Below are 26,590 nucleotides of genomic sequence, written 5' to 3'. Positions count from 1 at the left end.
ACTCAGCGCGGCCCCTGCCCCGGCTGTTTTTTCTCGCCCCCGATGCGCCACGCCAGCCGGGCGCCGCCCAGGCCTGCGGCGCCCACCCCCCAGAACAGGCCGCTCACGCCAATCACCGCCCCGGCCGATCCGAACATCAGGGGCATCAGCACGCTGGATGCGTTGATGGCCATGAGGCGCAGACCCAGAGCTTCGCCCTGGCGATGTGAGGGCGTGATCTGGTGCAGCAGGCTCATCACCATGGGCTGCCCCGTGCCCAGCACCAGGCCTAGCAACACCGAGCACAGCCCCATGGCCCAGGCGCTTTGCAGCATGGGGTACACCGCAAACAACACGGCCGTCACCAGCATGGCGCCGGCCATTACGCCCCGCTCGCGCAAGTGCTTGGCCACAAAGGGCATGAGCACGCGGATCACGGTGGCCGCAATCGCAAACGCCCCGAAGATGGTGCCAATGACCGCCGCCGACAAGCCGCGCTCATGCCCCAGCAGCGGCACCGCAAAGGCATGCACATCCCAGCACGACGAGATGAGCCAGTTCACGATGAGCAGGCGGCGAAACGGTGGGTCGTTCAGCAGATCCCACGCGCGCTGTGGCGGGCCATCTTTGGCGGAGGCTGCAGCCGCAGCGGGCAGATCCTGCGTGCTGCGCACACACCACCAACTGACCAGGGGCAGCAACGCCAGCAACGCAAAGGCCGCGCGGTAGCCTTCCAGGCTGCCCGGGGTGGTACCCGCATGGTCGATGGCCAGCCCCGCCGCAAATGGGCCGATGAAGTTGGACACCGCCGGGCCTATCGACAGCCAGCTGAACACCTGCTTGAGTTCGGTGGCGTCATGCACGGCGCGGCCCGCGTGGCGCTGCACGGCAATGGTGGCGCCCCCTGCGCCCGCCCCTGTCATCAAGGCCGCAACGCACAAGACCGAATAGGTCGGAAACACCACCGCCAGCCCTGCGCCCATGCACGCCACAGCCACCGAATAAGCCATCGGACGCTTGAGGCCGTGGCGGTCTGCAAACCGGCCCGCAGGAAGGGCCAGAAACACCTGGGTGAGCGCGAACAGCGCCACCAGAAACCCCACCGCCGCCACACTGTAGCCCTCGCGCAGCGCGAGCAGGGGCGCGGCCAGCCGCATGCCAGCCATGCTGCCGTGCACACAGATCTGCGCGGCAATCAGCCGGGCCAGTGCCCAGTTCACAGCGGATCGTCCTCCGGGTCCAGCCCCGGCAACGGCACGGTGGTAGCCGCTGGCGCGGGCAGGTCCTGCACATCCCGCAGGCGTTTCTGGATGGCGCGGGTGCGCACGCCCACCTCGTCAAACTTCTTGGCGGCGGCGTCGATGGATTTTTTGGTGGCCTCGACCACGTCGCCAAACTTGGCGAACTCGGTCTTGACCATGCCCAGAAGGCTCCACACTTCTGACGAGCGTTTTTCAATCGCCAGCGTCTTGAAACCCATCTGCAGGCTGTTGAGCATGGCGGCCAGATTGGCCGGGCCGGTGATCATCACGCGGCAATCGTTCTGCACGGCCTCGACCAGGCCCGGACGGCGCATGACCTCGGCAAACAGGCCTTCGGTGGGCAGGTAGAGCACGGCAAAGTCGGTGGTGTGCGGGGGCGAGACGTACTTGGCGAAGATCTTCTTGGCTTCGAGCTTGATCGACGTTTCAAACGCATTGCCCGCAGACAAGATGGCCGCCTTGTCGGCCGCGTCCTGCGCATCCATCAGGCGCTGGTACTGCTCCACCGGGTACTTGGAGTCGATAGGCAGCCACACGGGGTGCTCGTCGCTCTTGCCCGGCAGGCGGATGGCAAATTCCACCAACTCATCGCTGCCTGGCACGGTCTTGACGTTGCGCGCGAACTGCTCGGGGGTGAGCACGTTGTCGATGATGGCGCCGAGTTGCATTTCGCCCCAGGTACCGCGCGACTTCACGTTGGTCATCACACGCTTCAAGTCGCCCACGCTGCCCGCCAGGGTCTGCATCTCGCCCAGGCCCTTGTGCACTTGTTCGAGCCGGTCGCTCACCAGCTTGAAGGATTCGCCCAGGCGCTGCTCCAGCGTGGCGTGCAGCTTTTCGTCCACCGTGCGGCGCATTTCCTCGAGCTTGGTGGCGTTGTCGGCCTGGATGGCGGCCAGGCGCTCGTTGAGCGCGGTGCGCAGTTGTTCGGCATTGTGCTGGCTGCCCTGCACCAGCCCGGTGAGCTGCTGCGACACCGCGTCTTGCAACACCGCAAACTGGTTCTTGATCTGAAAGCTGTTGGCTTCGAGCTGGTCTTTAAGCGCTTGCGACATCACCCCCAGCTGCGACTGGGTGTCGCTCTTGAGCGAATCGAGCGTGAGGCGCGTGGCTGCGTCCAGGGCCGTGAGGCGCTGCTCCAGCCGCGCCTCGAACACGCCAAAGGCGGCCAACAGCTCGGCACGGCCGTTGCGCGATTCGGCCACCGCCTGCGTCAAACGCTCATCGACCGCGTGGCGCAGCCCCTCCAGCGTGGTCTGCGTGGTTTGGGTGAAGCCGCGCAGTTGCTGGCCCATGCCATCCAGCGCGCCATCGTTCTTGGCCACGGCCAGCTGGGTGGCCTGGGTGGTGCGCTCCAGCGCCTGCAGGCGGGCCAGCCATTCGGGCGGCAAATCCACGCGGGGGCGGCGCAGCGCCAGCAGCGCGAGCGCGATGAACACCAGGGCCAGTGCGGCCAGCAGAACGAGGGTATCGGTAGTCAAGGAAGAATTACTATGGTTTCGATAGCTGCTAGCGCTTATCTATCAAGCGCTAGCGGTCAATTTCTCTTAATGAATCCGGCGTTACTCCGCCCGCAGGCCAGGCACGGGCTGGTTCACCGGAGTGAGGGGGGCACGCCCGCCCAAAAAGGCGATCAGGTTGTCCGCCGCCAGGTTGGCCATGGCGCGGCGCGTGGGCACCGTAGCGCTGGCGATGTGGGGCGTGAGCACCACGTTGGGCACGGTGAGCAGATCGGGGTGCACGCTGGGCTCACCCTCAAACACATCTAGGCCCGCCGCGGCAATGCGGCCTTCGCGCAGCGCCACGGCCAGCGCCGCGTCGTCCACAATGCCGCCGCGCGCAATGTTGATCAGGGTGGCCGTGGGCTTCATCAGCGCCAGCTCGGCCGCGCCAATGGTGTGGTGCGAGGCTGCGCTGTACGGCACCACCAGCACCACATGGTCGGCTGTGCGCAGCAAGTCTTCCTTGCCCACGTAAGTGGCCTTGCATTCGGCTTCCAGGTCAGCCGACAGGCGCGAGCGGTTGTGATAAACCACCTTCATGCCAAAGCCATGCGCGCCGCGCTTGGCAATGCCCTGCCCGATGCGACCCATGCCGATGATGCCCAGCGTGCTGCCGTGGATGTCGCTGCCCGCGAACATGTCGTAGCTCCACTTCGTCCACTTGCCAGCGCGCAGGTAATGCTCGCTCTCGGTCATGCGGCGGGCCGTGGCCATCAAGAGCGCAAAGCCAAAGTCGGCCGTGGTCTCGGTCAGCACGTCGGGGGTGTTGGTGCCCAACACGCCCACCGCCGTCATCGCGTCCACATCAAAGTTGTTGTAGCCCACGGCCATGTTGGCGCAGATTTTGAGGCGCGGCGCCGCAGCCAGCAGTGCGGCATCCACACGCTGGCTGCCGGTGGTCAGCACTCCGTCCTTGTCCGCCAAGCGCGCGGCCAACTCGGCTGGGGTCCAGATCACGTCGTCGGGGTTGTCCTCCACATCGAAGTGCGCGCGCAGGCGGTCCACGATGTCGGGGAAGATCGCTCGCGCGACCAGGATGCGGGGTTTGCTCATGAATCTTCAGTCTCCAATGTATCGATACGGCTGCCGTACCTTGCAACTGGCGCGGCCCGCACCAGCGGCCACCGTGCAAGGGCAGCCCCGCCGCACTGGTGGCGTCCCCCTTCCCATCGCGCAGCGATGAGAGAAGGGGGAAGCGGCGCAGCCGCTCAGGGGGATGGTCACTACCTAAACCAGATGAAAGTCATCACGATGAACAGCGGCACCAGGATGCCCCCCGACCACAGCATGTAGCCAAAGAAGCTGGGCATCTTCACGCCCCGGTCTTCGGCGATGGCCTTGACCATGAGGTTGGGCGCGTTGCCGATGTAGGTGTTGGCGCCCATGAACACCGCGCCCGCCGAGATGGCGGCCAGTGTGGGCGCCAGGGTGGTCATCAGCACCGCTGGGTCGCCGCCCGCAGTGTTGAAAAACACGAGGTAGGTGGGGGCGTTGTCCAGGAACGAGCTCAGGGCACCCGTGGCCCAGAAATACATGGCCGGGTCGGGCGAACCATCTGCGCGGGTCACGGCCGACACAACGGCGCCAAACGGGCCGTTGACGCCCGCCTTGAGCATGGCGATGACCGGGATGATGGTGAGAAAGATGCCCGCAAACAGCTTGGCCACCTCTTGCATCGGCCCCCAGCCGAACTGGTTGTCTTCATGCACCTTCTTGGGCGTGAGCCACAGGGATACAAAGGTGACGATGACCAAACCGACGTCGCGCACGATGCCAGGCAGGCCAACGTCGGTGCCCGCGATGTTGAACACCACCGACGACTTCCAGAAGCCGCTGACCAGCACCAGCGCCACCACCACGCCCAGCAGGGCAAAGTTGACCTTGCCATCAAAGCCGATGGCCCGGCTGTCGGGTGTGGGGTCGGCCGTGATCACTTCTTCGCTGCGGCGGTAGTACCAGGAATCGAGCACAAAGAAGATGGCCAGCAGCGCACCCACGAGGAAAAGCGTTTCCTGGAAGATGTGGCTCACCGTCCAGAAGAAATCCACGCCCTTCAAGAAGCCCAGGAACAGCGGCGGATCGCCCAGCGGCGTGAGCGAGCCCCCGGCGTTGGACACGATGAAGATGAAGAACACCACCACATGCGCCACATGCTTGCGGTTGTCGTTGGCGCGGATCAGGGGGCGGATCAGCAGCATGGACGCCCCGGTGGTGCCCATGAAGCTGGCCAGCACGGCGCCAATGGCCAGGATGGTGGTGTTGAGCCCCGGGCTGCCGTGCAGGTTGCCGCGAATGAAAATCCCGCCCGCCACCGTGAACAGCGCAGTCAGCAGGATCACAAACGGGATGTACTCCGCCACCAGCGCATGCACCAGACTCACGCCCGCCATGCCGGGGCCGAATGTGATGGCAAACGGCACCAGAAACGCCAGCCCCCAGGCTGCCGCCACCTTGCCAAAGTGGTGGTGCCAGAAGATCGGCGCCAGGAGCGGCATGAGGGCAATCGACAGCAGAATGCCCGCGAATGGAACGCCCCAGAGGACGGACAGCGTGCTGCCATCGATGTCGGCGGCCAGGGCCCAGCCGGGCAGTGCCGCCAAAAGACCGGCCACTGCCAGCCCGCGCGAGAGTTTCATGGGTTGTGTCTCCATCCAGTTATAAAAATCGGTGCGCCTCACGGCGGTTTGACGTACTTCACAGCACATCGTGGCACTTCACGGAACCTCTGGGCGCTTCCGAGCGCCAGCGCGGCTACGCTGTCGCAGGGATATCAAACACCTGCCGCAGGTAGGCGAGGTATTTCTCGTCATCACACATGCCCTTGCCCGGCGTGTCCGACAGCTTGGCCACAGGCTGGTCGTTGCAACGCGTCATCTTGATGACCACCTGCAGCGGCTCGTGCGCTGGCGGGCTGCCCAGGTCATTGGTGAGATTGGTGCCAATTCCAAACGCCAGCTGGCAGCGGCCCCGGAACTGCTGGTACAGCTCGATGGTGCGCGGCACCGTGAGCGCATCGCTGAAGATCAGCGTCTTGGTCAGCGGGTCCACGCGGTTCTTGCGGTAGTGGTCCAAAAGGCGCTCGCCCCAGGCGAACGGATCGCCGCTGTCATGCCGCGCGCCGTCAAACAGCTTGCAAAAGTAAAGGTCAAAGTCGCGCAGGAAGGCGCTCATACCGTAGACGTCCGACAGCGCAATGCCCAGGTCCCCCCGGTACTCCTTGGCCCACATTTCAAAGCCAAAGACCTGGCTGTCGCGCAGGCGCGGGCCCAGCGCCTGGCAGGCCTGCAAATATTCGTGCGCCATGGTGCCCAACGGCGTCACGCCCAGCTTCATGGCATAGAGCACGTTGCTCGTGCCCGCAAACTGGCCCGGGCCTGCCGGTGCGCCGGGGCGGCGGTCGCCCGTGCCCAGGCGGGCCACCAGCACACGCAGCACTTCTTCGTGCCAGGCGCGGCTAAAACGTCGGCGCGTGCCGTAGTCGGCAATCTTGAGGTCCGACAGGCCGTCACCCTGCAGCAGCGCAATCTTGGCATCCAGGCGGCGGCGGCCTTCCAGGAAGTCGGGCACTTTCTGCGTGTTGCGAAAGTAGACCTCATTGACAATGGCCAGCACCGGGATCTCGAACAGGATGGTGTGCAGCCACGGCCCCCGGATGGAGATTTCGATCTCGCCGTTGTGCTGGGGCGTGACGGTGATGTATTTCTCGTTGAGCTTGAACAGCCCGAGAAAATCCACGAAGTCGCTCTTGATGAAACGCAGGGATCGCAGGTAGGCCAGTTCGGCATCCTGGAACTGCAGGCAACACAGCGACCGGATCTCGTCGCGGATTTCGTTGGCAAACGGTGCCAGTTGCACGCCGGGGTTGCGGCACTTGAATTTGTATTCGACCTGCGCCCCCGGAAACTGGTGCAGCACGACCTGCATCATGGTGAACTTGTACAGGTCGGTGTCGAGCAGGCTGGTGATGATCATGGACAGGGCAAGCCTCAGAAATCGCGAACACGTTCCCAAGGCCTCAGACCGGGCAACGAAGCCACAAAGTGTAGGCCATCGGGGCCCCTGGCTCCGCGCAAGGCCAGCGGCGTCAGCCAGGTTTCAGCCGCCGCACAGCGCCTGGCCCGGTTGAGTGCCCTGTGGTGCGCCAGCGCTTATCTGTGTTGCGTTACGCGCTATCAAAACCATATCAGGCAATTTGTACGCGGTCAGCCGGGCACCACCAGAGCCTGCAGCACGGTGCGCAGCGCCTCGGGCACGGGCACCGGCCGGCGGGTTTCACGGTCCACATACACATGGATGAAATGGCCAGCGGCAGCGGTCAGTGGCTCACCTTGGGCAAACAGGCCCACCTCATACCTGACGCTGGAGCCGCCCAGCCGTGCCACGCGGATGCCCGCCTCCACCGTCTGCGGAAACGCCAGCGGGGCAAAGTAATTGCACTGGGTTTCGATCACCAGGCCAATGGTGCCGCCCGCATGGATATCGAGCACGCCCTGGTCGATCAGGTGGGCATTGACCGCTGTGTCAAACCAGCTGTAGTACACGACGTTGTTCACATGGCCATACACGTCGTTGTCGGCCCAGCGCGTGGTGAGGGAGCGAAAGGCCTGGTAGGCGCTGCGCGGCTGCGGGGACGGGCGGGCGGCCGGTGCGGACGCAGCGGCAGGGGTGGTGCTGGCGGCAGAAGTCATGGCCGCACATTCTGCCAGCGCTGGTGGTACTGCCAGGCCACGCGCCAGGTGTTGAGCTGGGCCAACACCGTGTCGTCCAGGTTGCGGCCGTAACCTCCGGCCATGGCAAAAACCAGGGGGATGCGCCGCTGCCACGCCCAGTCGAACACACGCCGGTCGCGCGCCTCCAGCCCGTCGTGCGTCACCGCCAGCCGCCCCAGGCGGTCACCCTCATGGGGGTCGGCACCTGCCAGATAGAAGATGAGCTGGGGCGCAAACCGCTGCTCCAGGGTATCGAGCGCCTGCTCCAGGGCCTGTAGATAGTCAGGGTCCGTGCAGCCATCGGGCAGCTCGACATCGAGGTCGCTGGGCTCCTTGCGGAACGGAAAGTTGCGGGCCCCGTGCAGCGACAGCGTGAACACGCTGTGGTCTCCCCGGAAGATGTGCGCCGTGCCGTTGCCCTGGTGCACATCCAGGTCAATCACCGCCACCTGAAGCGGCCGGGCGGCGCGCCCGCCGCCTCCCCGCGCCCATTCCACCTGCATCAACCGGGCGGCCACCGCCACGTCGTTGAACACACAAAACCCGCTGCCCTTGTCGGCATAGGCGTGGTGGGTGCCCCCCGCGAGGTTACCCGCCACCCCTTCGCGCAGCGCCACGCGGCTTGCGGCCACGGTAGCGCCCACAGAGCGCCGCGCGCGCTCGGCCATGGCCTCGCTCCAGGGGAACCCAATCTCGCGCTGGGCCAGGGGCGGCAGCGTGCCGTCGGCAATCGCATCGATGTAGTCGGGCGCATGGGCCAGCGCCAATTCGCGGTCGGATGCGGGCAAGGCCACCTGGAGCGAGACCCCGGGCAGGTGCTGCGCAATCCGGTCGCGCAGCAGTCTGTACTTGGCCATGGGAAACCGATGGCCTTCGGGCAAGGGCAGCACAAAATGGTCTGCGTAATAGGCGTGCATGACGCGATTGTGGCGAAGGGCGGATTTCTGGGTGGCCGTCCCTAATTTGCTGCACCGCAACAAAAAACCCTTGCAATCGCGAACGAAGCCCCTAAAATTCAACACATGCTGCACTGCAACATGACTTACCGAGTCAGGGCCAGCGCAGATGTCTGTGAACCACCTGGCCTTCAAGGCCCTCATTTTTAGGAGATATGACATGACGCTGACCGCTGAACAAATCCTGGCCTCGCACAAAGCCAACATCGAAACCCTGTTTGGTCTGACCACCAAGGCCTTCGAAGGCGTGGAAAAGCTGGTTGAACTGAACGTGACCGCTTCGCGCGCCGCTCTGTCGGAAGCCGCTACCCACACCCAGGCTGTCCTGGGCGTGAAGGACGCACAAGAACTGCTGGCCCTCCAAGCCGGCCTGTTCCAGCCCCTGGCTGAAAAGACCGCCGCCTACAGCCGTCACCTGTATGACATCGCTTCGGGCACCGGCGCCGAATTCGGCAAGGCTTTCGAATCGCAAGCTGCTGATGCTCAGAAGAGCTTCACCAACCTGGTCGACAGCGCCGCCAAGAACGCACCTGCCGGCTCCGAAACCGCTGTGGCCGTGATGAAGAGTGCCGTCTCTGCCGCCAACAACGCTTTTGAATCCGTTCAAAAGGCCGTCAAGCAAGCGTCTGACGTAGCCGAAGCCAACTTCAACGCCGTGGCAAATACCGCTGCCAACGCCGCCAAGACTGCAGCTCCCCGCAAGCGCTAAGTCCAGTACCTGCGGTCTGGAGTGCAAACTCTAGGCCGCATTCAGGGAATACCCTGATAATTCAACCACGCGCTGCGGACACCCTCCGCAGTGCACCAGTTGTCTCCTTGGATCCTCTCGAAACCCCCGTTTCAGGGATCCTTTTAAAGCCCGGTTCATGACCGGGCTTTTTTTTGCCTGGACCTTCGCGCAGCGCACTGGAACTGGCTCTGCGCTGCTTCAGTGGCCGGTTCGGCGGGCGGCGGGGCCCCGTTGTGGCGGCCTTGTCGGGAATTCCCGCCCCGTCCTTCTCGACGTGCAGACTCGCCTTTGCGCTGCATCAGACGCTCGCACCAAATCCCGCTCTCTCTTGGGCGTTTATTAAGAATAATTCGTGTTTGCTTTATCATTGGCGGAGTTACAACCCCGAAAGATGCATCCATGTCGAAGACTGTGAAAGCCTTGCTGAGTGCTTGTGCCCTGGCCGCCGCTGCAGGCGTTGTCCATGCCCAGGAACAAGTCGTCAACCTCTACTCGGCCCGCCACTACTCCACCGACGAAGCGCTGTACAGCGGCTTCACCAAGGCCACTGGCATCAAGATTAACCGCGTGGATGCCGACGACGCCGGCATCCTGGCGCGCCTGAAGGCCGAGGGCGCCGCCTCGCCAGCGGATGTGATCCTGCTGGTGGACGCCGCACGTCTTTACAAGGGCGAAGTTGACGGTCTCTTCCAGCCCATCCAGTCCAAGGTGCTAAACGACGCCATCCCCGCCAACCTGCGCAGCAAGCCAGCCGCTGACGGCGGCATTGCCTGGTTCGGCCTTTCCACCCGCGCCCGCGTGATCGTCTACAACAAGGTCAAGATGCAAAAGGCGGACATCGATACCTACGAAGAGCTGGGCGACCCCAAAAACAAGGGCAAGCTGTGCATCCGCTCCGGCTCGCACCCCTACAACCTGAGCCTTTTTGGCGCCGTGACAGAGCACATGGGCGAGCAGAAGGCCGAGGCCTGGCTCAAGGGCCTGGTGGCCAACCTGGCGCGCCCTCCCAAAGGTGGCGACACGGACCAGATCAAGGCAGTGGCTGCTGGAGAATGCGATATCGCCGTGACCAACAGCTACTACCTGGCCCGCATGATGCGTTCTACCAAGCCTGAAGATGTGGCTGTGGTGAACAAGGTGGGCGTGGTGTTCCCCAACCAGGAATCCTGGGGCACCCACCTGAACATCGCGGGCGGCGCTGTGGCCAAGCACTCCAAGAACCAGGCCAACGCGGTCAAGTTTCTGGAATACCTGGCCAGCCCCGAAGCACAGAACTACTTTGCCAACGGCAACAACGAGTGGCCTGCCGCAAAGGGTGTGACCCTGGACAACCCTGCCCTCAAGGCCATGACGGGTGGACAGCCTTTCAAGAGCGAGACCATTCCTATCAGCGCAGTGGGCGCCAACACCACGAAGGTGCAGCAGATGCTGGACCGCGTCGGCTTCCAGTAAGCCCGCCCGGCTCCTGACAAGCCCGGCCTGGCCGGGCTTTTTTTCGCCTGCAGAAAGTCGGCCTCGATGCGCCATAATTGACGTTTACGTTAACGTCACTTACAGGAGACAGCACATGGACATCAAGGGCAAGGTATTCATCGTCACCGGCGGCGCATCGGGCCTGGGTGAAGGTACGGCACGCATGCTGGCGGCCCAGGGCGGCACCGTGGTCATTGCCGACATGCAGGCCGAAAAAGGCGAAGCCGTGGCCAAGGAGATCGGCGGCGCCTTTGTGAAATGTGATGTGAGCAACGAGGCCGATGGCCAGGCGGTAGTGGCCAAGGCGGTTTCGCTGGGCAAGCTCATGGGCCTGGTCAACTGCGCTGGCATTGCCCCCGCAGAAAAAACAGTGGGCAAGAACGGCGCCCATGCCCTCGCGCTGTTCAGCAAGACCATCACGGTCAACCTGATCGGCAGCTTCAATATGATCCGCCTGGCCGCCGAAGCCATGAGCAAGAACGAACCCGAATCCACCGGCGAGCGCGGTGCGCTGATCTCGACGGCCAGCGTCGCGGCCTATGACGGCCAAATTGGCCAGGCAGCCTATGCCGCATCCAAGGGCGGCGTGGTCGGCATGACACTGCCGATCGCCCGCGACCTGGCGCGCAACGGCATCCGCAATATGACAATTGCCCCCGGCATCTTCGGCACACCGATGCTGTTTGGCATGCCGCAAGAAGTTCAGGACGCGCTGGCCGCTGGTGTGCCCTTCCCCAGCCGCCTGGGCACGCCGCAGGACTATGCCAAGCTGGTGCAGCACATCTTTGAGAACGACATGCTCAATGGCGAAGTAATTCGCCTCGACGGAGCCATCCGCTTGGCACCACGCTGAAACAATGGCCTGTGGCGCCGACAGCGTCACACCTTATTTGCTATTAAATATATAGCAAACAATGCTTTCATATAAAGCGCTACAGGCCATTTTCTTCAAACTTCCACCTTTCGCACCTCCTGAGGAGGAGGTTGTCATTGCCAGGAAGGTAGACGGCTGTCATCAGCAGCCTGTTCACGGTTTCGCACGGTCGTAAGCAGGCTCTCAAACCAGGGTGACGCGACGCTCTGTCATCCAGGCATCCAGTTGCGCCGCCGGAACCGGCCGACTGAAGTAATACCCCTGGCCGGTATTGCAACCCAAAGATAGCAAAGCTTCACACTGCGTGGCCGTCTCGACCCCTTCGGCGATGGACTCCAGGTCGAGGCTGTGCGCCAAGCCGATGATGGCGCGCACGATGTGTTGGGCGCTGCCGTCTTCGCCAAGATGGCGCACGAAGGACTGGGCAATCTTGAGCTTGTGAACCCGCAGGCGCTGGATGTAGCTGAACGACGAGTAGCCTGTGCCAAAGTCGTCAATGGACAGCTGCACCCCCAGGTCGAACAGCTGCTGGACAATGGCGATCACCTTTTCAGGGGCGTCCATGGCAATGCTCTCGGTCAACTCCAGCTCCAACATCTGAGGCGACACCCCGCTGTCAGCCAGTGCCTGCTGCACCATCTCGACCAAACCGGGATGGCGAAACTGAACCATCGACAGATTGACCGCCACCGTAAACCCGGTATGGCCCGCTTCGCACCACGCGCGTGCCTGTGCCAATGCCGTGCGCAATACCCATTCCCCAATGCCCAGAATCTGCCCACTGCTTTCCGCCACGGGGATGAACTCTGCGGGGCTGATCAAGCCGAGCTCCGGATGGGTCCAGCGCAGCAATGCCTCAACCCCGGTGAGCCTGCGGTCGCGCAAACGGATCTGGGGCTGGTAGTGCAACGCCAACTGGTTTTGCACCACCGCACTGCGCAACGCATTTTCTATCTGCAACACCCGCAATGAATGGGCTTGCATATCGGCAGAGAAAAACCGGTAGGTGTCACGCCCCGTCTCCTTGGCACGGAACATCGCCGCATCAGCACGCTGTGCCAGGGTTTCAAACTCACGGCCATCCTCTGGATACAAAGCAATGCCGATGGACGACGTCACCACCAGCTCATGGTGGCCCAACCTGCAGACCCGGCGCACCTCCGACTGCAGGCTCTCGGCCACATGGGCTGCATGCTGCGCATCCGCCAATGGCAGCACGATGATGAACTCGTCTCCCCCAGGGCGCGACACGGTATCCTCCTCGCGCAGCACCAACTGCAGCCGGTGTGCGATCTCCACCAGCAACTCATCGCCCACCTGGTGGCCCAGGGAGTCATTGACATTCTTGAAATGGTCCAGATCCAGGTACAGCAATGCAAGATGCTGTCCGCTGCGCTGGGTCAGCGCAAGCGCCTGGCTGAACCGCGACGCAAACATCGTACGGTTGGGCAAGCCCGTCAGCGCATCAAAGTTGACCAGCTTGCGGATACGCTCTTCATCGCGCTTGCGTTCGGTCACATCTTCTTGCACGGCCAGGTAGTGCGTGATCCGCCCTTGCTCATCGTGCAGCGGCGAAATGATGGCCGACTCATAGTACTCACGACCGTCCTTGCGGCGGTTGAGAAACTCGCCGCGCCAGGCACGCCCCGATGACAGATGCGCCCAAAGGTCGGCATAAACAGACAGCGGGGTTCCCCCCGCGCTGAGCAGACGCGGGTTGCGCCCGACAACTTCGGCAAGGCTGTATCCGGTGGTGACGGAAAAAGCCGGATTCACATATTCAATGTTGCCGTCGGCTCCAGCGATGAAGATCGAATTGGGAGCCTGTTCTACGGCATGGCGCAGTTTGCGCAAAGTATCGAGCGTCTGCACCCGCTGCGTGATGTCACGGGACAACACCACAAAATGCGCCTCTGACGCCTCATCCATCACTTTGCGGGCCACGGAGAGTTCGAACCAGTGCTTGCCATCTGGCAGATCGAGTGTGTACTGGAAATCACGGGCAACCCCGTGCTCGGCAGCCGCGTCAATGGCACGCTGTGCCACCGCAGCAGCCTGCGGTGGAAGAATGTCGTGAATGGTGCGCCCCAAAACCTGTTCGGCCGGCAACAGCAGCAACTCGGGCTGGCGCGTATGGATCTCGACATAACGACCACCGCGCGTCACCTCGAACATGAGATCGGGAACCGCGTCCAGCACCGCACGCAAGGCCTTGTCGGACTGCTTCAATGCGCGGTATGGCGCCTCAATAGTGCCCACAAAAATGGCCCGGTACAGATAGTAGTAACCCACCACCTTGTAGACATGGCCCAGCAGGTTGAAAGGATCCGTGGCGGTAACGTAGAAAGTGAAAAAGAACTCGCTCAGGGCCATCACCCAGACCGCAGCGAAAAGGCGAGCCACATCAAACGATGTACGCTCTCTCGCCAGACGCAACAAGAGAGCCAGCGACGCGGCATACAAGGCAATCACGCCATATTCAGCCGCAATCTTGAACGGGGTAAGGCCTGTTGATCCGTAGGTTTCGGGATACCAGTGCGGGTACCAGAAAACCAGCACGTGAACCGCTGCGACAACGCCCAGGACCAGCGCCAGCACGGCAAATCGCCCCGGCCCCGCAGATGCCGGATCCCCAGGCGCATGCCAGTGCAGCCCCAGCGCCCACAGCAGGCTTACAGCCACCAGGTAACGCGCAGGCAGCCAGAAATTGATGCCCTTGGCCACCGAATTGGCCGTGACGTAATCGGGCATGCCGGCATACGACAGCATGTGCGAAAAATCCAGCAGGGCCACACCCAAAAACCCGCAGGCGAGGATGAACACGTTCCGCTGAGGATTGATGCTGTGCGCCTTCCAGCCCACCGCAAAGACCAGTGCCGACACCACAATAGAGAGCGTTTCCAGCCCCTGGTGAAGTACCAGGAAATGCCGCACTCGTTCGGGAGTCGCCATCGAGAAATATGCCCAGGCGGCAATCGCCGCCCCGGTCAGCAGCCACAACACAGGAGCCACACTTCTGAAGCTGGCGATATGTTGGGAATGGATCTGCCACCGGGAGGGTGTCATGGGCACCTTGTCTCTTTGATGTGCCCCACCCTCAGTGCGGCCATATTGTTACACATTCTTGCACAACCCATTTTCAGCCACAAATGGGGGACCGCAGGCACAAAAAAAAACCGCTGCAGCCTTGCGACTGCAGCGGTTGATGACTGGCGGAGTGGACGGGACTCGAACCCGCGACCCCCGGCGTGACAGGCCGGTATTCTAACCAACTGAACTACCACTCCTGGCAGGCAGCTTTTGCTTGCATCTTTTCAACACAAGCCAAGCGCTACAACTTGGCGACCCTACGGGGATTCGAACCCCGGTACTCACCGTGAAAGGGTGATGTCCTAGGCCTCTAGACGATAGGGTCAAAACCTTGGAACTAACCGTTAACAAACTTTGGTGGAGGTAAACGGGATCGAACCGATGACCTCTTGCATGCCATGCAAGCGCTCTCCCAGCTGAGCTATACCCCCCCACTTAATGACCCCAACCACACTGTGTTTGTTGTCATCATCTGAGCCTTGAATTATAGACAGATTTTCAGCGGTTTCGCAAACGCGCTACAACTTTTTCACGTCCGACCAATTCCAGCACGGCATCCACCGAGGGCGTGTGGGCCGTACCCACGGTCAGCACCCGTGCGGGCATGGCCAGCTGGGGCATCTTCAGGCCCTGGCTAGCCAGCACCTGCTTAAACGCAGCGCTGATGGAAGCCTTGTCCCATGCACAGGCCGACAGCGCATCGGCCAAAGCATCCAGCGCGGGTGCAATGGCTTCGGTAACGTGCTGGCTGCGCTCCGCATCCACGGGCGTTACTTCACCGTAGAAGACATGTGCCCAATCGGCGAGCGCCACTGTGGTGTCGCAGCGATCCTTGAACAGGGCGCAAATCCGCGCAAGCCGTCCATCTGCCAGCGCTTCGGCAGATACACCCCGCTGCTGCAGCTGAGGCGCCACCAGCGCGGCCAGTGCATCGTCGGCCATGGCCTTGAGGTGCTGGGCGTTCACCCAACGCAGCTTGGCTTCGTCGAACTGGGCCGCACTGCGACCCAGGTGGTCGAGGTTGAACCATTGCAGGAATTGCTCGCGGCTGAAGATCTCATCGTCGCCGTGGCTCCAGCCCAAGCGCGCCAGGTAGTTCACCATGGCATCGGGCAGATAGCCTTCATCGCGGTACTGCGTGACGGGCTTGGCACCGTTGCGCTTGCTCATCTTCTCGCCTTGCTCGTTGAGCACGGTGGGTAGGTGGGCATACACCGGCGGCTCCTTGCCCAGAGCGCGGAAGATATTGATCTGGCGCGGCGTGTTGTTCACGTGGTCGTCACCCCGGATCACGTGGGTGATGGCCATGTCGATATCGTCCACCACAACACAGAAGTTGTAGGTGGGTGTTCCGTCTGGGCGCGCAATCACAAGATCGTCGAGCTCGTCATTGCTGATCTCGATGCGGCCTTTGACCTTGTCGTCCCACGCCACCACACCGCCTTGCGGGTTCTTGAAACGCAGCACGGGCAATACCCCCTCGGGCACGGGCGGCAGGGTTTTTCCAGCCTCGGGGCGCCAGGTGCCGTCATAGCGGGGCTTTTCCTTGGCGGCCATCTGCTTCTCTCGCAAGGCATCCAGTTCGGCCACGCTCATGTAGCAGGGATACACATGGCCTGCGGCCTGCAGCTCTGCCAACACAGTCTTGTAGCGGTCCATGCGCTGCATTTGGTAGAACGGGCCTTCGTCGTGGTCCAGCCCGAGCCATGCCATGCCTTCGATGATCACGTCTACCGCCGCCTGGCTGGAACGCTCCAGGTCCGTGTCTTCAATGCGCAGGATGAAATCGCCGCCCGTAGCACGGGCAAACGCCCAGGGGTACAGCGCAGAGCGGATGTTGCCCAGGTGGATAAATCCCGTGGGAGACGGGGCAAAACGGGTGCGCACGCGGCCCGCGCCGGAAGCAGTGGTATCAGTCATGTCAATAAGTTCTGGCCCTCGCGGGGCCAGTTTCAAGATTCAATCAATCCAGAGAGCGGGGGCAAAGCTTGCTGCCAGGTCGCCATCCAGGACAAGGCGACCTGCAACGATCCTATGCCTAAACCTCTTGGGCATTCGGCAGCGCCAGGCGGGAGGTGTCTTCCTCTCCCTCCTCCACCCCCACCCGCCCCTCGTTCAGGCTGGCGATGCCCTCGGCGGTAATGTCTCCGGTCACATAAACACCGTCAAAGCAGGACGCATCAAACCCTACGATGGCGCTATTGAGGGCGCCCACCGCCTTTTTCATGCCGTCCACATCCTGATAAATCAGTGCGTCGCAGCCAATTGCCTGGCGAATCTCTTCCACCGTGCGGCCATGGGCCACCAGTTCGCTGCTGGTGGGCATGTCAATACCGTACACGTTGGGGTAACGCACCGGCGGTGCAGCGCTGGCAAGGTACACCTTGCGCGCGCCGGCGTCGCGTGCCATCTGCACGATCTCGCGGCTGGTGGTGCCACGCACGATGGAATCGTCCACCAACAACACGTTGCGGCCCTTGAACTCGCTGCCGATCACATTGAGCTTCTGGCGCACCGACTTCTTGCGCACACCCTGCCCCGGCATGATGAAGGTTCGGCCCACATAGCGGTTCTTGACGAAGCCTTCGCGGTATGGGATGCCCAGCAGGTGAGCCAATTGCGTGGCACTGGGGCGGCTGGACTCGGGGATCGGGATGATGACGTCGATTTCGTTGGGTGGCACGGTAGACACCACGCGCTTGGCAAGGGCCTCGCCCAGGTTCAGACGCGCCTGGTACACCGAAATGCCGTCGAGCACCGAGTCCGGGCGCGCCAGATACACGAATTCGAAGATGCAGGGGTTGAGCTGCGGGTTTTCGGCGCATTGGCGGGCATGCACCTGTCCGTCGAGCGTGATGAAGATCGCCTCACCGGGGTCGATGTTGCGCTCGAACACATGCGATGTGCCCTCCAGGGCGACGGATTCGCTGCCCACCATCACAGTTCCATCCTGGCTGCGCCCCATGGCCAGCGGGCGAATGCCGTGCGGATCGCGGAAGGCCAGCAGGCCGTGGCCTGCGATCAGCGCGATCACGGCATAAGAGCCCTTGATGCGTTTGTGTACCGCACGTACCGCAGTGAAGACGTCTTCAGGCTGCAGCGGCACACCCCGGGTGGCGCGCTCCAGCTCGTGCGCGAACACATTCAGCAGAACTTCAGAATCGCTTTCCGTGTTCGTATGGCGGTGGTCCGTCAGGAACAGCTCGGTGCGAAGTTCGCGCGCATTGGTCAGGTTGCCGTTGTGCACCAGCACGATGCCGAACGGTGCATTGACATAGAACGGCTGCGCCTCTTCTTCGCTGTAGGCGTTGCCTGCGGTGGGGTAGCGCACCTGGCCCAGACCCACATTGCCAGGCAACGCGCGCATGTTGCGCGTGCGGAACACATCGCGCACCATGCCCTTGGCCTTGTGCATGAAAAACTTGCGGCCCTGCTGGGTCACGATGCCCGCTGCGTCCTGACCACGGTGCTGCAAGAGCAGCAAGGCGTCATAGATCAGCTGATTGACGGGCGCTGGACTGACGACGCCGACGATTCCACACATAGTTGTATTCCATCCGTTTGCGGGAACAGCCCCGCGGCAACCCAGCGGCAACGGCTTCTGGCCGCAACCGCATCGCTATCAGGAAGGCAGATGCCTTCCAAATTCTTCCGGCAGCGCCGGTTTCAAGCCCCGAAGCACTTCAGCCAGCACCGGGGCGCCTTGGGACTCCTGCCACCACAAGGCTTCGTGCAGGGGCGTGAGGCCCGCCACCACGGCCACCGCCAGCAGCAAAACCACCCCGCGCAACACCCCGAAGGCCGCCCCCAAAGTACGATCTGCAGGCCGCAGGCCGATGGCATCCACCAGCTTTTTTGCCAGCCATGTCAAAAAACCGCAGGCAAACACCGACGCAACAAACACCACCACAAACCCTGCGGCATAGCGCAATGCTTCGGCCGACTCGCCCATAGGCAACAACGCCGCCATGTCCTCGGCAAACCACTGCGCCACAAAAAAAGACACCACCCAGCCCACCAGAGACAGCACCTCGAACACCAGCCCGCGCCAGGCTCCTACGAGCATCGATGCCAGCAGCACCGCCGCAAAAATCCAGTCCAGCGCAGCCATGGATACAAAAACCCCTTGGCGCTGGCCTACAGAGTCAGCACAGAGGCCGACAGATCCAGCGCCTTGATGCGCGCCGCAGCCTTGTCCGCCTCAGCCCGGTTGGTGAAAGGCCCCACACGAACCCGTGTGCGCTTGCCCTCCTTGGTGTCCACCACCTGGGTGTAGGTTTTCATGCCCGCACGCTCCACTTTGGTACGCGCTTCACGGGCTTTGTCTGCGTCTGCGAAAGCACCCACCTGCACAATGAACCGGGCTTCCTCGGCGGTGGCAGCCGCAGCCGCGGGCTCTGCCGACCGGCCTTCCAGCAGCGCACGCGCGCGGGCAGCCTCGTCCGGGCGCTGCACAGGCTTGGGCTCGCTGGGCACCGGCGGCTTGGGCTCTGGCTTCGGTTCGGGTTTTACTTCCGGTTTGGCTGGCGCTGCAGGGGCGGGTTTGGAAGCCGCGGAACGCGATCCTTGCACCAGTTCCTCGCCATCCGCGAGGCCATTGCCCACCGCACTGTTGTTGCGCTGGGGCGTGGGGCGCGGTGCGGTGGCCACGTCCTGCGAAGACGGGGTCGAAGGCTTGGCAGCCGCTGGCGCCTCAGCAACCGGAGCGGGCACCACCAAGGGCGCCACCTTGTTGCGGTCGGGGATCTCGATGGGAATATCCACCGGAATCGGCCGGGGTTGGGTGTCAAACAGCATGGGGAAACCGATCACCCCAATCAGCACCAGCACTGCGGCGCCGATCAACCGATGGCGAGCACGCCGCCGCATCACCTCGATGCTCTCGGCCTGCGGGGTGCGCGGGCGCTTGGACGGCTTTTCGGCCTGAGCTTGTTCACCCTGACCGGGCCACCGAAACTTGAAAAATGCCATGGAGTAACGACTCGTTCGGACCTCAGAACCTGTCTATTGGCCCAGATGTTTGGCGTGCAGGCGAGGTGTTCCGTTGATCAGAACACCACCCACCGTGTAAAACGAGCCAAAGACCACGATTCTATCAGCGGGGTCTGCCGCAGCGACCGCCGCCTCCAGGGCCTCCATGGGGTCTGCGTGCAGACTGGAGGTCACATCGCGGCGCCCGCCCGCCACCATCTGCACGGCGTTCCACTTCTGCTGCAGGACGGCGGCAGTCTCGGCGCGTGGGGTCGGCAGGTTGGTGAAATACCAGCGATCCACCAGCGGGCCGACCTTGGCGAGCATAGGCCCCAGGTCCTTGTCGGCCATGGCGCCGAACACCGCATGCGTCGTGGGGAAAAACCCCATGGCATCCAGATTGGCAGTGAGTGCAGCCACTGAATGCGGGTTGTGCGCCACGTCGAGCACCAGCGTAGGCTGGCCTGGCACGATCTGGAACCGCCCCGGCAGCTCCACCAATGCCAGCCCGTTGCGCACCGCCTGAGCCGTGACGGGAATGCGCTCGCGCAGGGCCTCCAGCGCGGCCAGCACGCCCGAGGCATTGATCAGCTGGTTGGCGCCGCGCAGCGATGGATAGGCCAGCCCCGCATAACGGCGGCCCCGCCCTGCCCAGCTCCACTGCTGTTTGTCGCCCGAGAAATTGAAATCCTTGCCGAAGCGCCACAGGTCGGCACCGATTTCCAGCGCATGGTCGATGACACTCTGGGGAGCCATCGGATCGCCCACGATCACCGGGCGGCCCGTTCGCATGATGCCGGCCTTCTCCCGGCCGATGCTCTCGCGGTCTGGTCCCAGGAATTCAGTGTGGTCGATGTCGATGCTAGTGATGATGGCGCAGTCGGCATCAATGACGTTGGTAGCATCCAGGCGCCCGCCGAGCCCCACTTCGAGGATGGCCAAGTCCAGCCGCGCATGGCTCATGAGGCGCAGGATGGCCAGCGTCGTGAATTCGAAGTAGGTGAGGGAGATTTCATTGCCATTTTGGACCCTGGCGCTTTCCACAGCTTCGAAGTGCGCTATCAAATCAGAAGCATTGACAATTTCACCATGAACGCGGCAGCGCTCCTCGAAGTGCACCAGGTGGGGCGATGTGTACACGCCTGTGCGGTAGCCCGCCTGCTGCGCCACCGCCTCCAGCATGGCGCAGGTAGAGCCCTTCCCGTTGGTGCCGGCCACGGTGATCACGGGGCAGTCAAACCGCAGCACCATGCGGCGTGCCACTTCACGGACACGGTCCAGGCCCATTTCGATGTTGCGGGGATGAAGCTGCTCGCAGTGGCGGAGCCAGCCTTCCAGAGTGTGGATTTTGGTATGCATACAGGGCGGGATTGTCGCCCAGCCACAAGTTCGAGGATGATGCGCGGCATGACAACCTCACTCATCACCGTTTACGGTATACCCAACTGCGACACCGTCAAGAAATCCCGCACCTGGTTGACTGAACAGGGCGTGGACTACCAGTTTCACGACTTCAAGAAACAAGGGGTGCCCGCCCACCGCCTGCCCGACTGGATGGCGGCAGCAGGCTGGCAAAAACTGGTCAATCGGCAGGGGACCACATGGCGAAAGCTGGACGCGCAAACCCAGGCAGCTGTCACCAACGACGATAGCGCCAGCGCCCTGATGCAGGCCCAACCTAGCGTCATCAAACGCCCGGTGGTGGAGTGGCAGCACGGTGGCCAGGTGCACATTTCCGTGGGTTTTGCTCCCGACCAATGGCAGATGTGGTTAGGCCGGGCTGCAGGCACGTGAATCAATCGCCCGGACCGGAGAAATTGCACAAATCTTTACGCAGATTTACGGCGGGCAGGCCCTGAATTGACCGTGCGGGCCTAAACTTTTCTGCAGTCTGGTGCGTTATGTACCGACCCGAAAGGAGTTTCTCCATGAAAAAGATCGTCATTTTTTACGCCATGGCAGCCATCGCCACCATGGCCAGTGCCCAGGAACAGGGCCGCGTGCTCTCGGCCACCCCCATCGTCCAGCAGGTCGCCACGCCGCAGCAGGTGTGTGGCAACGAGACCGTCTATAGCGGTAACCGCACCACCGGAGCAGGCGCCGTGATGGGCGCGATTGCGGGTGGCGCAGCCGGCAACGCCATTGGCAAAGGCAGTGGCCGCGCCGCCGCCACAGCCATTGGCCTGATCGGTGGCGCCGTGATCGGCAACCAGATCGAAGGTGGCCAGCCGCAGTACCAGAACGTACAGCGCTGCACGACCGAGACATATTACGAGAATCGCACAGTGGGCTACGACGTGGTGTATGAATATGCAGGGCGCCAGTACACCACCCGCACCCAGAACGATCCAGGCCGCTGGATCCCGCTGAGCGTGCAGCCTGCAGGCCAGACCTATTCCACCCAGCCTGATCCTTACGCCTCACAAGGTGTGTACAGCCAGCCGGGCGTGGTGACCTCGACCTACCCTGCGCAACCGGTGTACCAGCAGCAGCCCACTTATGTGACGCCGCCCGTCACGGTAATCGAGTACGGCTACGACAGCCGTCCTTATTACCCGCACCACCGCAACCCCTACTGGCGCTAAGCCCGGGCATGCCAGCATCACCAAGAGCCCTTCGGGGCTCTTTTTTTTTGCGCCCAACGGCTGATGGGGATTTTTCAGAGGCCCGCTTTGGCGGCGCTCCCCGCCCCCTGCCCTAAAATCCCGTGTTTCCCTCTACCTTATCCAGCGCACCCATGACCACCGAAAAAATTGACGGCGTGTCCGTCACCACCCAGGCCAATGTGTACTTTGACGGCAAGTGCGTGAGCCACGGCATCACGTTTGCCGACGGCACCAAGAAGTCGGTGGGCGTGGTGTTGCCCGCAACGCTGACCTTCAACACCGGCGCGCCCGAGATCATGGAATGCGTGGCAGGGTCCTGCGAATACAAGCTCGACGGCACCGACGCCTGGGTCAAGTCTGCGGCGGGCGACAAATTCAGCGTGCCCGGCAACTCCAAGTTCGACATCCGCGTGACCGAGGCCTATCACTACATCTGCCATTTCGGTTGATCTGACGGCCGAAATTTGACTGTTTTTGGCTTCTAGCGCTTATCCAATAAGCCCGAGCAGCTATCATTTTTGAACAAGCATTCCATGGCAACCATCCTCCAGAACCTTCCCCTCGGCCAAAAGGTCGGCATCGCATTTTCCGGCGGCCTGGACACCAGCGCAGCCCTGCACTGGATGAAGCTCAAGGGCGCCGTGCCCTACGCCTACACCGCCAACCTCGGCCAGCCCGACGAGCCCGACTACGAAGCCATTCCGCGCAAGGCCATGGAATACGGCGCAGAGAAGGCTCGCCTGGTGGACTGCCGCACACAGCTGGCGCACGAAGGCATTGCTGCCCTGCAGGCCGGCGCCTTCCATATCAGCACCGGCGGCCTCACCTACTTCAACACCACGCCCCTGGGCCGCGCTGTGACCGGCACCATGCTGGTGGCTGCGATGAAGGAAGACGACGTCAACATCTGGGGCGACGGATCGACCTTCAAGGGCAACGACATCGAGCGCTTCTACCGCTACGGCCTGCTGACCAACCCATCCCTCAAGATCTACAAGCCCTGGCTGGACCAGCTGTTCATCGACGAGCTGGGCGGCCGCGCCGAGATGTCGGCGTTCATGACACAAGCCGGCTTTGGCTACAAGATGAGCGCCGAGAAGGCCTACAGCACCGACAGCAACATGCTGGGCGCGACGCACGAGGCCAAGGACCTGGAGTTCCTTTCCAGCGGCATCCGCATCGTGAACCCCATCATGGGCGTGGCATTTTGGAAGGAAGAAGTCGCCGTCAAGGCCGAGGAAGTGTCGGTCCGCTTTGAAGAAGGCCAGCCCGTCGCCCTGAACGGCGTGGAGTTCAACGACCCGGTGGAGCTGATCCTCGAAGCCAACCGTATCGGCGGCCGCCACGGCCTGGGCATGAGCGACCAGATCGAAAACCGCATCATCGAAGCCAAGAGCCGCGGCATCTACGAAGCCCCGGGCCTGGCGCTGCTGCACATCGCCTACGAGCGCCTGGTGACGGGCATCCACAACGAAGACACCATCGAGCAGTACCGCATGAATGGCCTCAAGCTGGGCCGCCTGCTGTACCAGGGCCGCTGGTTCGACCCCCAGGCCATCATGCTGCGCGAAACCGCCCAGCGCTGGGTGGCCCGCGCCGTGACCGGCACCGTGACGCTGGAACTGCGCCGTGGCAACGACTATTCGCTGCTGAACACCGAATCGCCCAACCTGACCTACGCGCCCGAACGCCTGTCGATGGAGAAGGTGGAAGACGCACCTTTCAGCCCGCTGGACCGCATTGGCCAGCTGACCATGCGCAACCTGGACATCTCGGACACGCGCGACAAGCTGGGTGTGTATTCGCGCGCTGGCCTGCTGTCGCTGGGTGGCAACGCGGCACTGGCGCAGCTGGAAAACGACCGCAAATAAACCTTGGACCCAGAATATGGGTTAAAATGGCTCTAGCGCTTACCCATCAAGCGCTAGCAGCTACATATATATGAGCAAAGCCACCGGAAACGGTGGCTTTTTTCTTTGTGGAGAAGGTTGGCTGCTGGTCTAAACCACCACCGGCTCGGGCTCCAGCCGGATGCCAAAGCGCTCGTACACGCTGGTCTGGATGGCCTTGGCCAGGGTCATCACCTCGCCGCCCGTCACGCTGTCGGCGCCGTGCCCCCTGTTGACCAGCACCAAGGCCTGCTTTTCGTACACCCCCGCCTTGCCGATGGACTTGCCCTTCCAGCCGCAGGCATCAATCAGCCAGCCCGCCGCCAGCTTGATGCTGCCGTCGGGCATGGGGTAATGCACGATCTTGGGCTCGCGCGCGATGATGTCGGCGCACTGGTCGGGCGACACCGTGGGGTTCTTGAAGAAGCTGCCTGCGTTGCCCACCACGGCAGGGTCGGGCAGCTTGGCGCGGCGAATGTCGCAGATCCAGTCAAAAATCTGCTGGGCACTGGGGTGCTCCACGCCCGCCTCGGCGCGGCGGCGCTCCAGATCGAGGTAGCCCAGCACGGGCTTCCAGGGCTTGGGCAGCCGAAACCGCACATGGGTGATGACCGCGCGCCCCGCCAGGCCCATGCCGCGCGGCATCCCGCTGCCGTCGGGTGCTTCAGACGGCGCATGCTTGAAGACGGAGTCGCGGTAGCCAAAGCCGCACTGCGCGGCATCCAGGCTGAACGACTGGCCGGTGGCCAGATCGAGGGCGTCGAGCGATTCAAACCGATCCTGCAGCTCCACGCCATAGGCACCGATGTTCTGCACGGGCGAGGCGCCCACCGTGCCCGGGATGAGCGCCAGATTTTCCAGCCCCGGGAACCCGTGCGCCAGCGTCCAGGCCACAGCATCGTGCCAGACCTCACCCGCACCCGCCTCCACGATCCAGGCCTTGGGGGTTTCCTCCACCAAGCGCAGCCCCTTGATCTCCATCTTGAGCACGATAGATTTCACATCGCCGGTCAGGATGATGTTGCTGCCCCCGCCCAGCACAAACTTGGCTGCGGGGGCCAGCTCCATATCGGCCAGAACGGCCTTCAGATCCGACACGGAGCGCACACGCACCAGGGTTTGGGCACGCGCAGCAATGCCAAAGGTGTTCCAGGGCTGCAAAGGGGCGTTTTTCTCGACTACCATTGGCCCGATTGTCGCACCCGCCCTTTCGGGCCCCTGCGATCTGTAGCTGTATTCCCTGAGATTGAGAGCCATCCATGCCATCTTTTGACACCGTCTGTGAAGCCAACCTTGTTGAAGTGAAAAACGCCGTCGAGAACACCGCCAAGGAAATCGCCACCCGTTTCGACTTCAAGGGCACATCGGCCAGCATCGAGATCAAAGACAAGGACATCACGCTGATCGGCGACGCCGACTTTCAGCTCACCCAGATCGAGGATGTACTGCGCAACAAACTCACCAAGCGCAACGTGGACGTGCGTTTTCTGGACATGGGCGATGTGCAGAAGATAGGCGGCGACAAGGTCAAGCAGGTCATCAAGGTGCGCAACGGCATCGAGAGCGAGCTCGCCAAGAAGATCCAGAAGCTCATGAAGGAAAGCAAGCTCAAGGTGCAGGCAGCCATCCAGGAGGACAAGGTGCGCGTGACGGGTGCCAAGCGCGACGACCTGCAGGCGGCCATGGCGCTGATCCGCAAGGATGTAACGGACGTTCCCCTGTCGTTCGACAACTTCCGCGACTGAGATGGCGCACCCCCTGAGTCGCTTCGCGCCTTCCCCCTCCAGGGGGACGACGCCCTCGCTGCGGGGCGGCCCTGGCTTGGCGTCCCTCGCCTGGGCCGCGCCAGTTCCGAGGTACGGGGGAGGCGCACAACGCCATCAACGAATGACGATCCACTCCTTTGCCCTGGCCGCGCTGGTTACTCTGTGCTTGGCTCCGTCCTGGGCTCATGCGCAGGCGGTGGCGCTGGCGGGCATGCTGGGCAGCAAGGCCTTGCTGGTGGTGGATGCCAACCCACCCAAGGCGGTGGGTGCTGGGGATGAGTACCAGGGTGTCAAGGTCATTGCCGTCACCAAAGAAGAAGCCACCATCGAAGTCAATGGCACGCGACGCGTGCTGCGGCTGGGCGAGGCCCCGGTGAGCGTTGGCGCCCGTGGCGGAAGCGGCAAGCGCGTCGTATTGATGGCCGACAGCCGTGGGCATTTCATCAACAGCGGCACCATCAACGGGCGTGTGATGCAGTACATGGTGGACACCGGTGCTTCCACCGTGGCCATCGGGCGGCAGGATGCTGAGCGCATGGGGCTCAACTACCAGAACGGCCAGCCCGTGCGCATGAACACGGCCAATGGTGTGGCGCAAGGGTGGCGCATGAAGCTGGACTCAGTGCGCATCGGCGATGTCGAGGTGTTCGGGGTCGAGGCCATCATCACCCCGCAGCCCATGCCCTACGTGCTGCTGGGCAACAGCTTTCTGACTGAGTTCCAAATGACACGCATCAACGACCAGATGGTGCTGGAAAAGCGCAACTGAGCCTGACCGCTGCA

General features: G+C 62.7%; 23 protein-coding genes and 3 tRNA genes. 9 read left to right on the top strand and 17 right to left on the bottom strand.

Annotation, left to right across the window (positions count from 1 at the left end; translation table 11 throughout):
• Positions 1 to 2: 2 nt before the first annotated feature.
• The 7 genes from LPA35_RS18390 to LPA35_RS18360 form a co-directional block, all read right to left on the bottom strand.
• On the bottom strand, positions 3 to 1,199 hold the full coding sequence (locus LPA35_RS18390; RefSeq protein ID WP_228898001.1) for an MFS transporter: 1,197 nt from the start codon (positions 1,197 to 1,199) through the stop codon (positions 3 to 5).
• The gene (rmuC, locus tag LPA35_RS18385) at positions 1,196 to 2,722 is read right to left on the bottom strand and encodes a DNA recombination protein RmuC (RefSeq protein WP_228897999.1); all 1,527 of its coding nucleotides are present in this window, start codon (positions 2,720 to 2,722) and stop codon (positions 1,196 to 1,198) included. Before rmuC ends, LPA35_RS18390 begins: the two co-directional genes overlap by 4 nt.
• A gap of 81 nt (positions 2,723 to 2,803) precedes the next feature.
• Positions 2,804 to 3,796 carry a D-glycerate dehydrogenase gene (locus tag LPA35_RS18380; RefSeq protein ID WP_228897997.1) on the bottom strand — a complete coding sequence of 331 codons (993 nt, stop codon included), beginning with the start codon at positions 3,794 to 3,796 and terminating at the stop codon, positions 2,804 to 2,806.
• Positions 3,797 to 3,966: 170 nt separating this feature from the next.
• Positions 3,967 to 5,379, bottom strand: coding sequence for a sodium:proton antiporter (locus LPA35_RS18375; RefSeq protein WP_228897995.1), 1,413 nt, complete (start codon positions 5,377 to 5,379; stop codon positions 3,967 to 3,969).
• Between the two features lie 115 nt (positions 5,380 to 5,494).
• Entirely contained in the window at positions 5,495 to 6,715 is a 1,221-nt protein-coding gene (gene pncB / locus LPA35_RS18370) for a nicotinate phosphoribosyltransferase (protein WP_176886269.1), read from the bottom strand.
• Positions 6,716 to 6,945: 230 nt separating this feature from the next.
• On the bottom strand, positions 6,946 to 7,431 hold the full coding sequence (locus LPA35_RS18365) for a thioesterase family protein (protein WP_228897993.1): 486 nt from the start codon (positions 7,429 to 7,431) through the stop codon (positions 6,946 to 6,948).
• Positions 7,428 to 8,369 carry a histone deacetylase gene (locus LPA35_RS18360; protein WP_228897991.1) on the bottom strand — a complete coding sequence of 314 codons (942 nt, stop codon included), beginning with the start codon at positions 8,367 to 8,369 and terminating at the stop codon, positions 7,428 to 7,430. The genes LPA35_RS18365 and LPA35_RS18360 overlap by 4 nt, the downstream gene beginning before the upstream one ends.
• A 199-nt stretch (positions 8,370 to 8,568) precedes the next feature.
• Here LPA35_RS18360 and LPA35_RS18355 point away from each other — a divergent pair, with 199 nt between their 5' ends.
• From LPA35_RS18355 to LPA35_RS18345, 3 genes are all read left to right on the top strand, one after another.
• Positions 8,569 to 9,117, top strand: a complete 549-nt coding sequence (locus LPA35_RS18355) for a phasin family protein (protein WP_055402564.1) — start codon at positions 8,569 to 8,571, stop codon at positions 9,115 to 9,117.
• 420 nt (positions 9,118 to 9,537) lie between these two features.
• Entirely contained in the window at positions 9,538 to 10,590 is a 1,053-nt protein-coding gene (locus LPA35_RS18350) for an extracellular solute-binding protein (protein ID WP_055402566.1), read from the top strand.
• Positions 10,591 to 10,705: 115 nt separating this feature from the next.
• Positions 10,706 to 11,464, top strand: a complete 759-nt coding sequence (locus LPA35_RS18345) for a 3-hydroxyacyl-CoA dehydrogenase (protein WP_055402569.1) — start codon at positions 10,706 to 10,708, stop codon at positions 11,462 to 11,464.
• 204 nt (positions 11,465 to 11,668) lie between these two features.
• Here LPA35_RS18345 and LPA35_RS18340 read toward each other — a convergent pair whose 3' ends face one another.
• The 9 genes from LPA35_RS18340 to folC all read right to left on the bottom strand — a co-directional run bounded on the left by LPA35_RS18340 (position 11,669) and on the right by folC (position 20,905).
• Positions 11,669 to 14,551, bottom strand: coding sequence for an EAL domain-containing protein (locus LPA35_RS18340; RefSeq protein WP_228897989.1), 2,883 nt, complete (start codon positions 14,549 to 14,551; stop codon positions 11,669 to 11,671).
• A gap of 144 nt (positions 14,552 to 14,695) precedes the next feature.
• Positions 14,696 to 14,772: transfer RNA gene (locus LPA35_RS18335), tRNA-Asp, on the bottom strand.
• A 52-nt stretch (positions 14,773 to 14,824) separates the two neighbouring features.
• A tRNA-Glu gene (locus tag LPA35_RS18330) sits at positions 14,825 to 14,900 on the bottom strand.
• Between the two features lie 30 nt (positions 14,901 to 14,930).
• Positions 14,931 to 15,006 (bottom strand) — tRNA-Ala (locus LPA35_RS18325).
• Positions 15,007 to 15,073: 67 nt separating this feature from the next.
• Positions 15,074 to 16,495, bottom strand: a complete 1,422-nt coding sequence (gltX, locus tag LPA35_RS18320) for a glutamate--tRNA ligase (protein WP_121420429.1) — start codon at positions 16,493 to 16,495, stop codon at positions 15,074 to 15,076.
• Positions 16,496 to 16,613: 118 nt separating this feature from the next.
• Positions 16,614 to 18,119, bottom strand: coding sequence for an amidophosphoribosyltransferase (gene purF / locus LPA35_RS18315; protein ID WP_055402574.1), 1,506 nt, complete (start codon positions 18,117 to 18,119; stop codon positions 16,614 to 16,616).
• Positions 18,120 to 18,197: 78 nt separating this feature from the next.
• Positions 18,198 to 18,686 carry a CvpA family protein gene (locus LPA35_RS18310; protein WP_055402576.1) on the bottom strand — a complete coding sequence of 163 codons (489 nt, stop codon included), beginning with the start codon at positions 18,684 to 18,686 and terminating at the stop codon, positions 18,198 to 18,200.
• A 26-nt stretch (positions 18,687 to 18,712) separates the two neighbouring features.
• Positions 18,713 to 19,546: an SPOR domain-containing protein gene (locus LPA35_RS18305; protein WP_218300020.1), complete on the bottom strand. Its 834-nt coding sequence runs from the start codon at positions 19,544 to 19,546 to the stop codon at positions 18,713 to 18,715.
• Positions 19,547 to 19,579: 33 nt separating this feature from the next.
• A complete protein-coding gene (folC, locus tag LPA35_RS18300) occupies positions 19,580 to 20,905 on the bottom strand; it encodes a bifunctional tetrahydrofolate synthase/dihydrofolate synthase (protein WP_055402580.1) in 1,326 nt (441 codons plus the stop codon).
• Between the two features lie 48 nt (positions 20,906 to 20,953).
• Here folC and LPA35_RS18295 point away from each other — a divergent pair, with 48 nt between their 5' ends.
• The 4 genes from LPA35_RS18295 (at position 20,954) to argG (ending at position 24,023) form a co-directional block, all read left to right on the top strand.
• On the top strand, positions 20,954 to 21,340 hold the full coding sequence (locus LPA35_RS18295; RefSeq protein WP_228897987.1) for an ArsC family reductase: 387 nt from the start codon (positions 20,954 to 20,956) through the stop codon (positions 21,338 to 21,340).
• Between the two features lie 134 nt (positions 21,341 to 21,474).
• On the top strand, positions 21,475 to 22,131 hold the full coding sequence (locus LPA35_RS18290) for a glycine zipper 2TM domain-containing protein (protein WP_228897984.1): 657 nt from the start codon (positions 21,475 to 21,477) through the stop codon (positions 22,129 to 22,131).
• Between the two features lie 152 nt (positions 22,132 to 22,283).
• On the top strand, positions 22,284 to 22,601 hold the full coding sequence (locus tag LPA35_RS18285; protein WP_055402584.1) for a pyrimidine/purine nucleoside phosphorylase: 318 nt from the start codon (positions 22,284 to 22,286) through the stop codon (positions 22,599 to 22,601).
• Between the two features lie 84 nt (positions 22,602 to 22,685).
• Complete coding sequence (argG, locus tag LPA35_RS18280; RefSeq protein WP_055402586.1) at positions 22,686 to 24,023, top strand: argininosuccinate synthase; 1,338 nt, start codon at positions 22,686 to 22,688, stop codon at positions 24,021 to 24,023.
• Between the two features lie 129 nt (positions 24,024 to 24,152).
• On the opposite strand, the gene murB is transcribed toward argG, so the two are convergent.
• Complete coding sequence (gene murB, locus LPA35_RS18275) at positions 24,153 to 25,226, bottom strand: UDP-N-acetylmuramate dehydrogenase (RefSeq protein WP_055402588.1); 1,074 nt, start codon at positions 25,224 to 25,226, stop codon at positions 24,153 to 24,155.
• A 74-nt stretch (positions 25,227 to 25,300) separates the two neighbouring features.
• Here murB and LPA35_RS18270 point away from each other — a divergent pair, with 74 nt between their 5' ends.
• Together LPA35_RS18270 and LPA35_RS18265 are read left to right on the top strand one after the other, a co-directional pair.
• Positions 25,301 to 25,786, top strand: a complete 486-nt coding sequence (locus LPA35_RS18270; protein ID WP_055402590.1) for a YajQ family cyclic di-GMP-binding protein — start codon at positions 25,301 to 25,303, stop codon at positions 25,784 to 25,786.
• 142 nt (positions 25,787 to 25,928) lie between these two features.
• Positions 25,929 to 26,576: a TIGR02281 family clan AA aspartic protease gene (locus LPA35_RS18265; protein ID WP_228897982.1), complete on the top strand. Its 648-nt coding sequence runs from the start codon at positions 25,929 to 25,931 to the stop codon at positions 26,574 to 26,576.
• The last annotated feature ends 14 nt before the right edge of the window (positions 26,577 to 26,590 follow it).

This window comes from Acidovorax sp. Leaf73, from assembly GCF_916855635.1.
GTDB lineage: Bacteria > Pseudomonadota > Gammaproteobacteria > Burkholderiales > Burkholderiaceae_C > Acidovorax > Acidovorax facilis.
Note: the sequence above shows the minus strand (reverse complement) of the source record. Positions and strands in the feature narration are given on the sequence as shown.

Coding starts and splice junctions, on each gene's coding strand:
- LPA35_RS18380 (WP_228897997.1), bottom strand. CDS start 3,796: ATGAGCAAACCCCGCATCCTGGTCGCGCGAGCGATCTTCCCCGACATC.
- LPA35_RS18375 (WP_228897995.1), bottom strand. CDS start 5,379: ATGAAACTCTCGCGCGGGCTGGCAGTGGCCGGTCTTTTGGCGGCACTG.
- pncB (WP_176886269.1), bottom strand. CDS start 6,715: ATGATCATCACCAGCCTGCTCGACACCGACCTGTACAAGTTCACCATG.
- LPA35_RS18365 (WP_228897993.1), bottom strand. CDS start 7,431: ATGACTTCTGCCGCCAGCACCACCCCTGCCGCTGCGTCCGCACCGGCC.
- LPA35_RS18360 (WP_228897991.1), bottom strand. CDS start 8,369: ATGCACGCCTATTACGCAGACCATTTTGTGCTGCCCTTGCCCGAAGGC.
- LPA35_RS18355 (WP_055402564.1), top strand. CDS start 8,569: ATGACGCTGACCGCTGAACAAATCCTGGCCTCGCACAAAGCCAACATC.
- LPA35_RS18350 (WP_055402566.1), top strand. CDS start 9,538: ATGTCGAAGACTGTGAAAGCCTTGCTGAGTGCTTGTGCCCTGGCCGCC.
- LPA35_RS18345 (WP_055402569.1), top strand. CDS start 10,706: ATGGACATCAAGGGCAAGGTATTCATCGTCACCGGCGGCGCATCGGGC.
- LPA35_RS18340 (WP_228897989.1), bottom strand. CDS start 14,551: ATGACACCCTCCCGGTGGCAGATCCATTCCCAACATATCGCCAGCTTC.
- gltX (WP_121420429.1), bottom strand. CDS start 16,495: ATGACTGATACCACTGCTTCCGGCGCGGGCCGCGTGCGCACCCGTTTT.
- purF (WP_055402574.1), bottom strand. CDS start 18,119: ATGTGTGGAATCGTCGGCGTCGTCAGTCCAGCGCCCGTCAATCAGCTG.
- LPA35_RS18310 (WP_055402576.1), bottom strand. CDS start 18,686: ATGGCTGCGCTGGACTGGATTTTTGCGGCGGTGCTGCTGGCATCGATG.
- LPA35_RS18305 (WP_218300020.1), bottom strand. CDS start 19,546: ATGGCATTTTTCAAGTTTCGGTGGCCCGGTCAGGGTGAACAAGCTCAG.
- folC (WP_055402580.1), bottom strand. CDS start 20,905: ATGCATACCAAAATCCACACTCTGGAAGGCTGGCTCCGCCACTGCGAG.
- LPA35_RS18295 (WP_228897987.1), top strand. CDS start 20,954: ATGACAACCTCACTCATCACCGTTTACGGTATACCCAACTGCGACACC.
- LPA35_RS18290 (WP_228897984.1), top strand. CDS start 21,475: ATGAAAAAGATCGTCATTTTTTACGCCATGGCAGCCATCGCCACCATG.
- LPA35_RS18285 (WP_055402584.1), top strand. CDS start 22,284: ATGACCACCGAAAAAATTGACGGCGTGTCCGTCACCACCCAGGCCAAT.
- argG (WP_055402586.1), top strand. CDS start 22,686: ATGGCAACCATCCTCCAGAACCTTCCCCTCGGCCAAAAGGTCGGCATC.
- murB (WP_055402588.1), bottom strand. CDS start 25,226: ATGGTAGTCGAGAAAAACGCCCCTTTGCAGCCCTGGAACACCTTTGGC.
- LPA35_RS18270 (WP_055402590.1), top strand. CDS start 25,301: ATGCCATCTTTTGACACCGTCTGTGAAGCCAACCTTGTTGAAGTGAAA.
- LPA35_RS18265 (WP_228897982.1), top strand. CDS start 25,929: ATGACGATCCACTCCTTTGCCCTGGCCGCGCTGGTTACTCTGTGCTTG.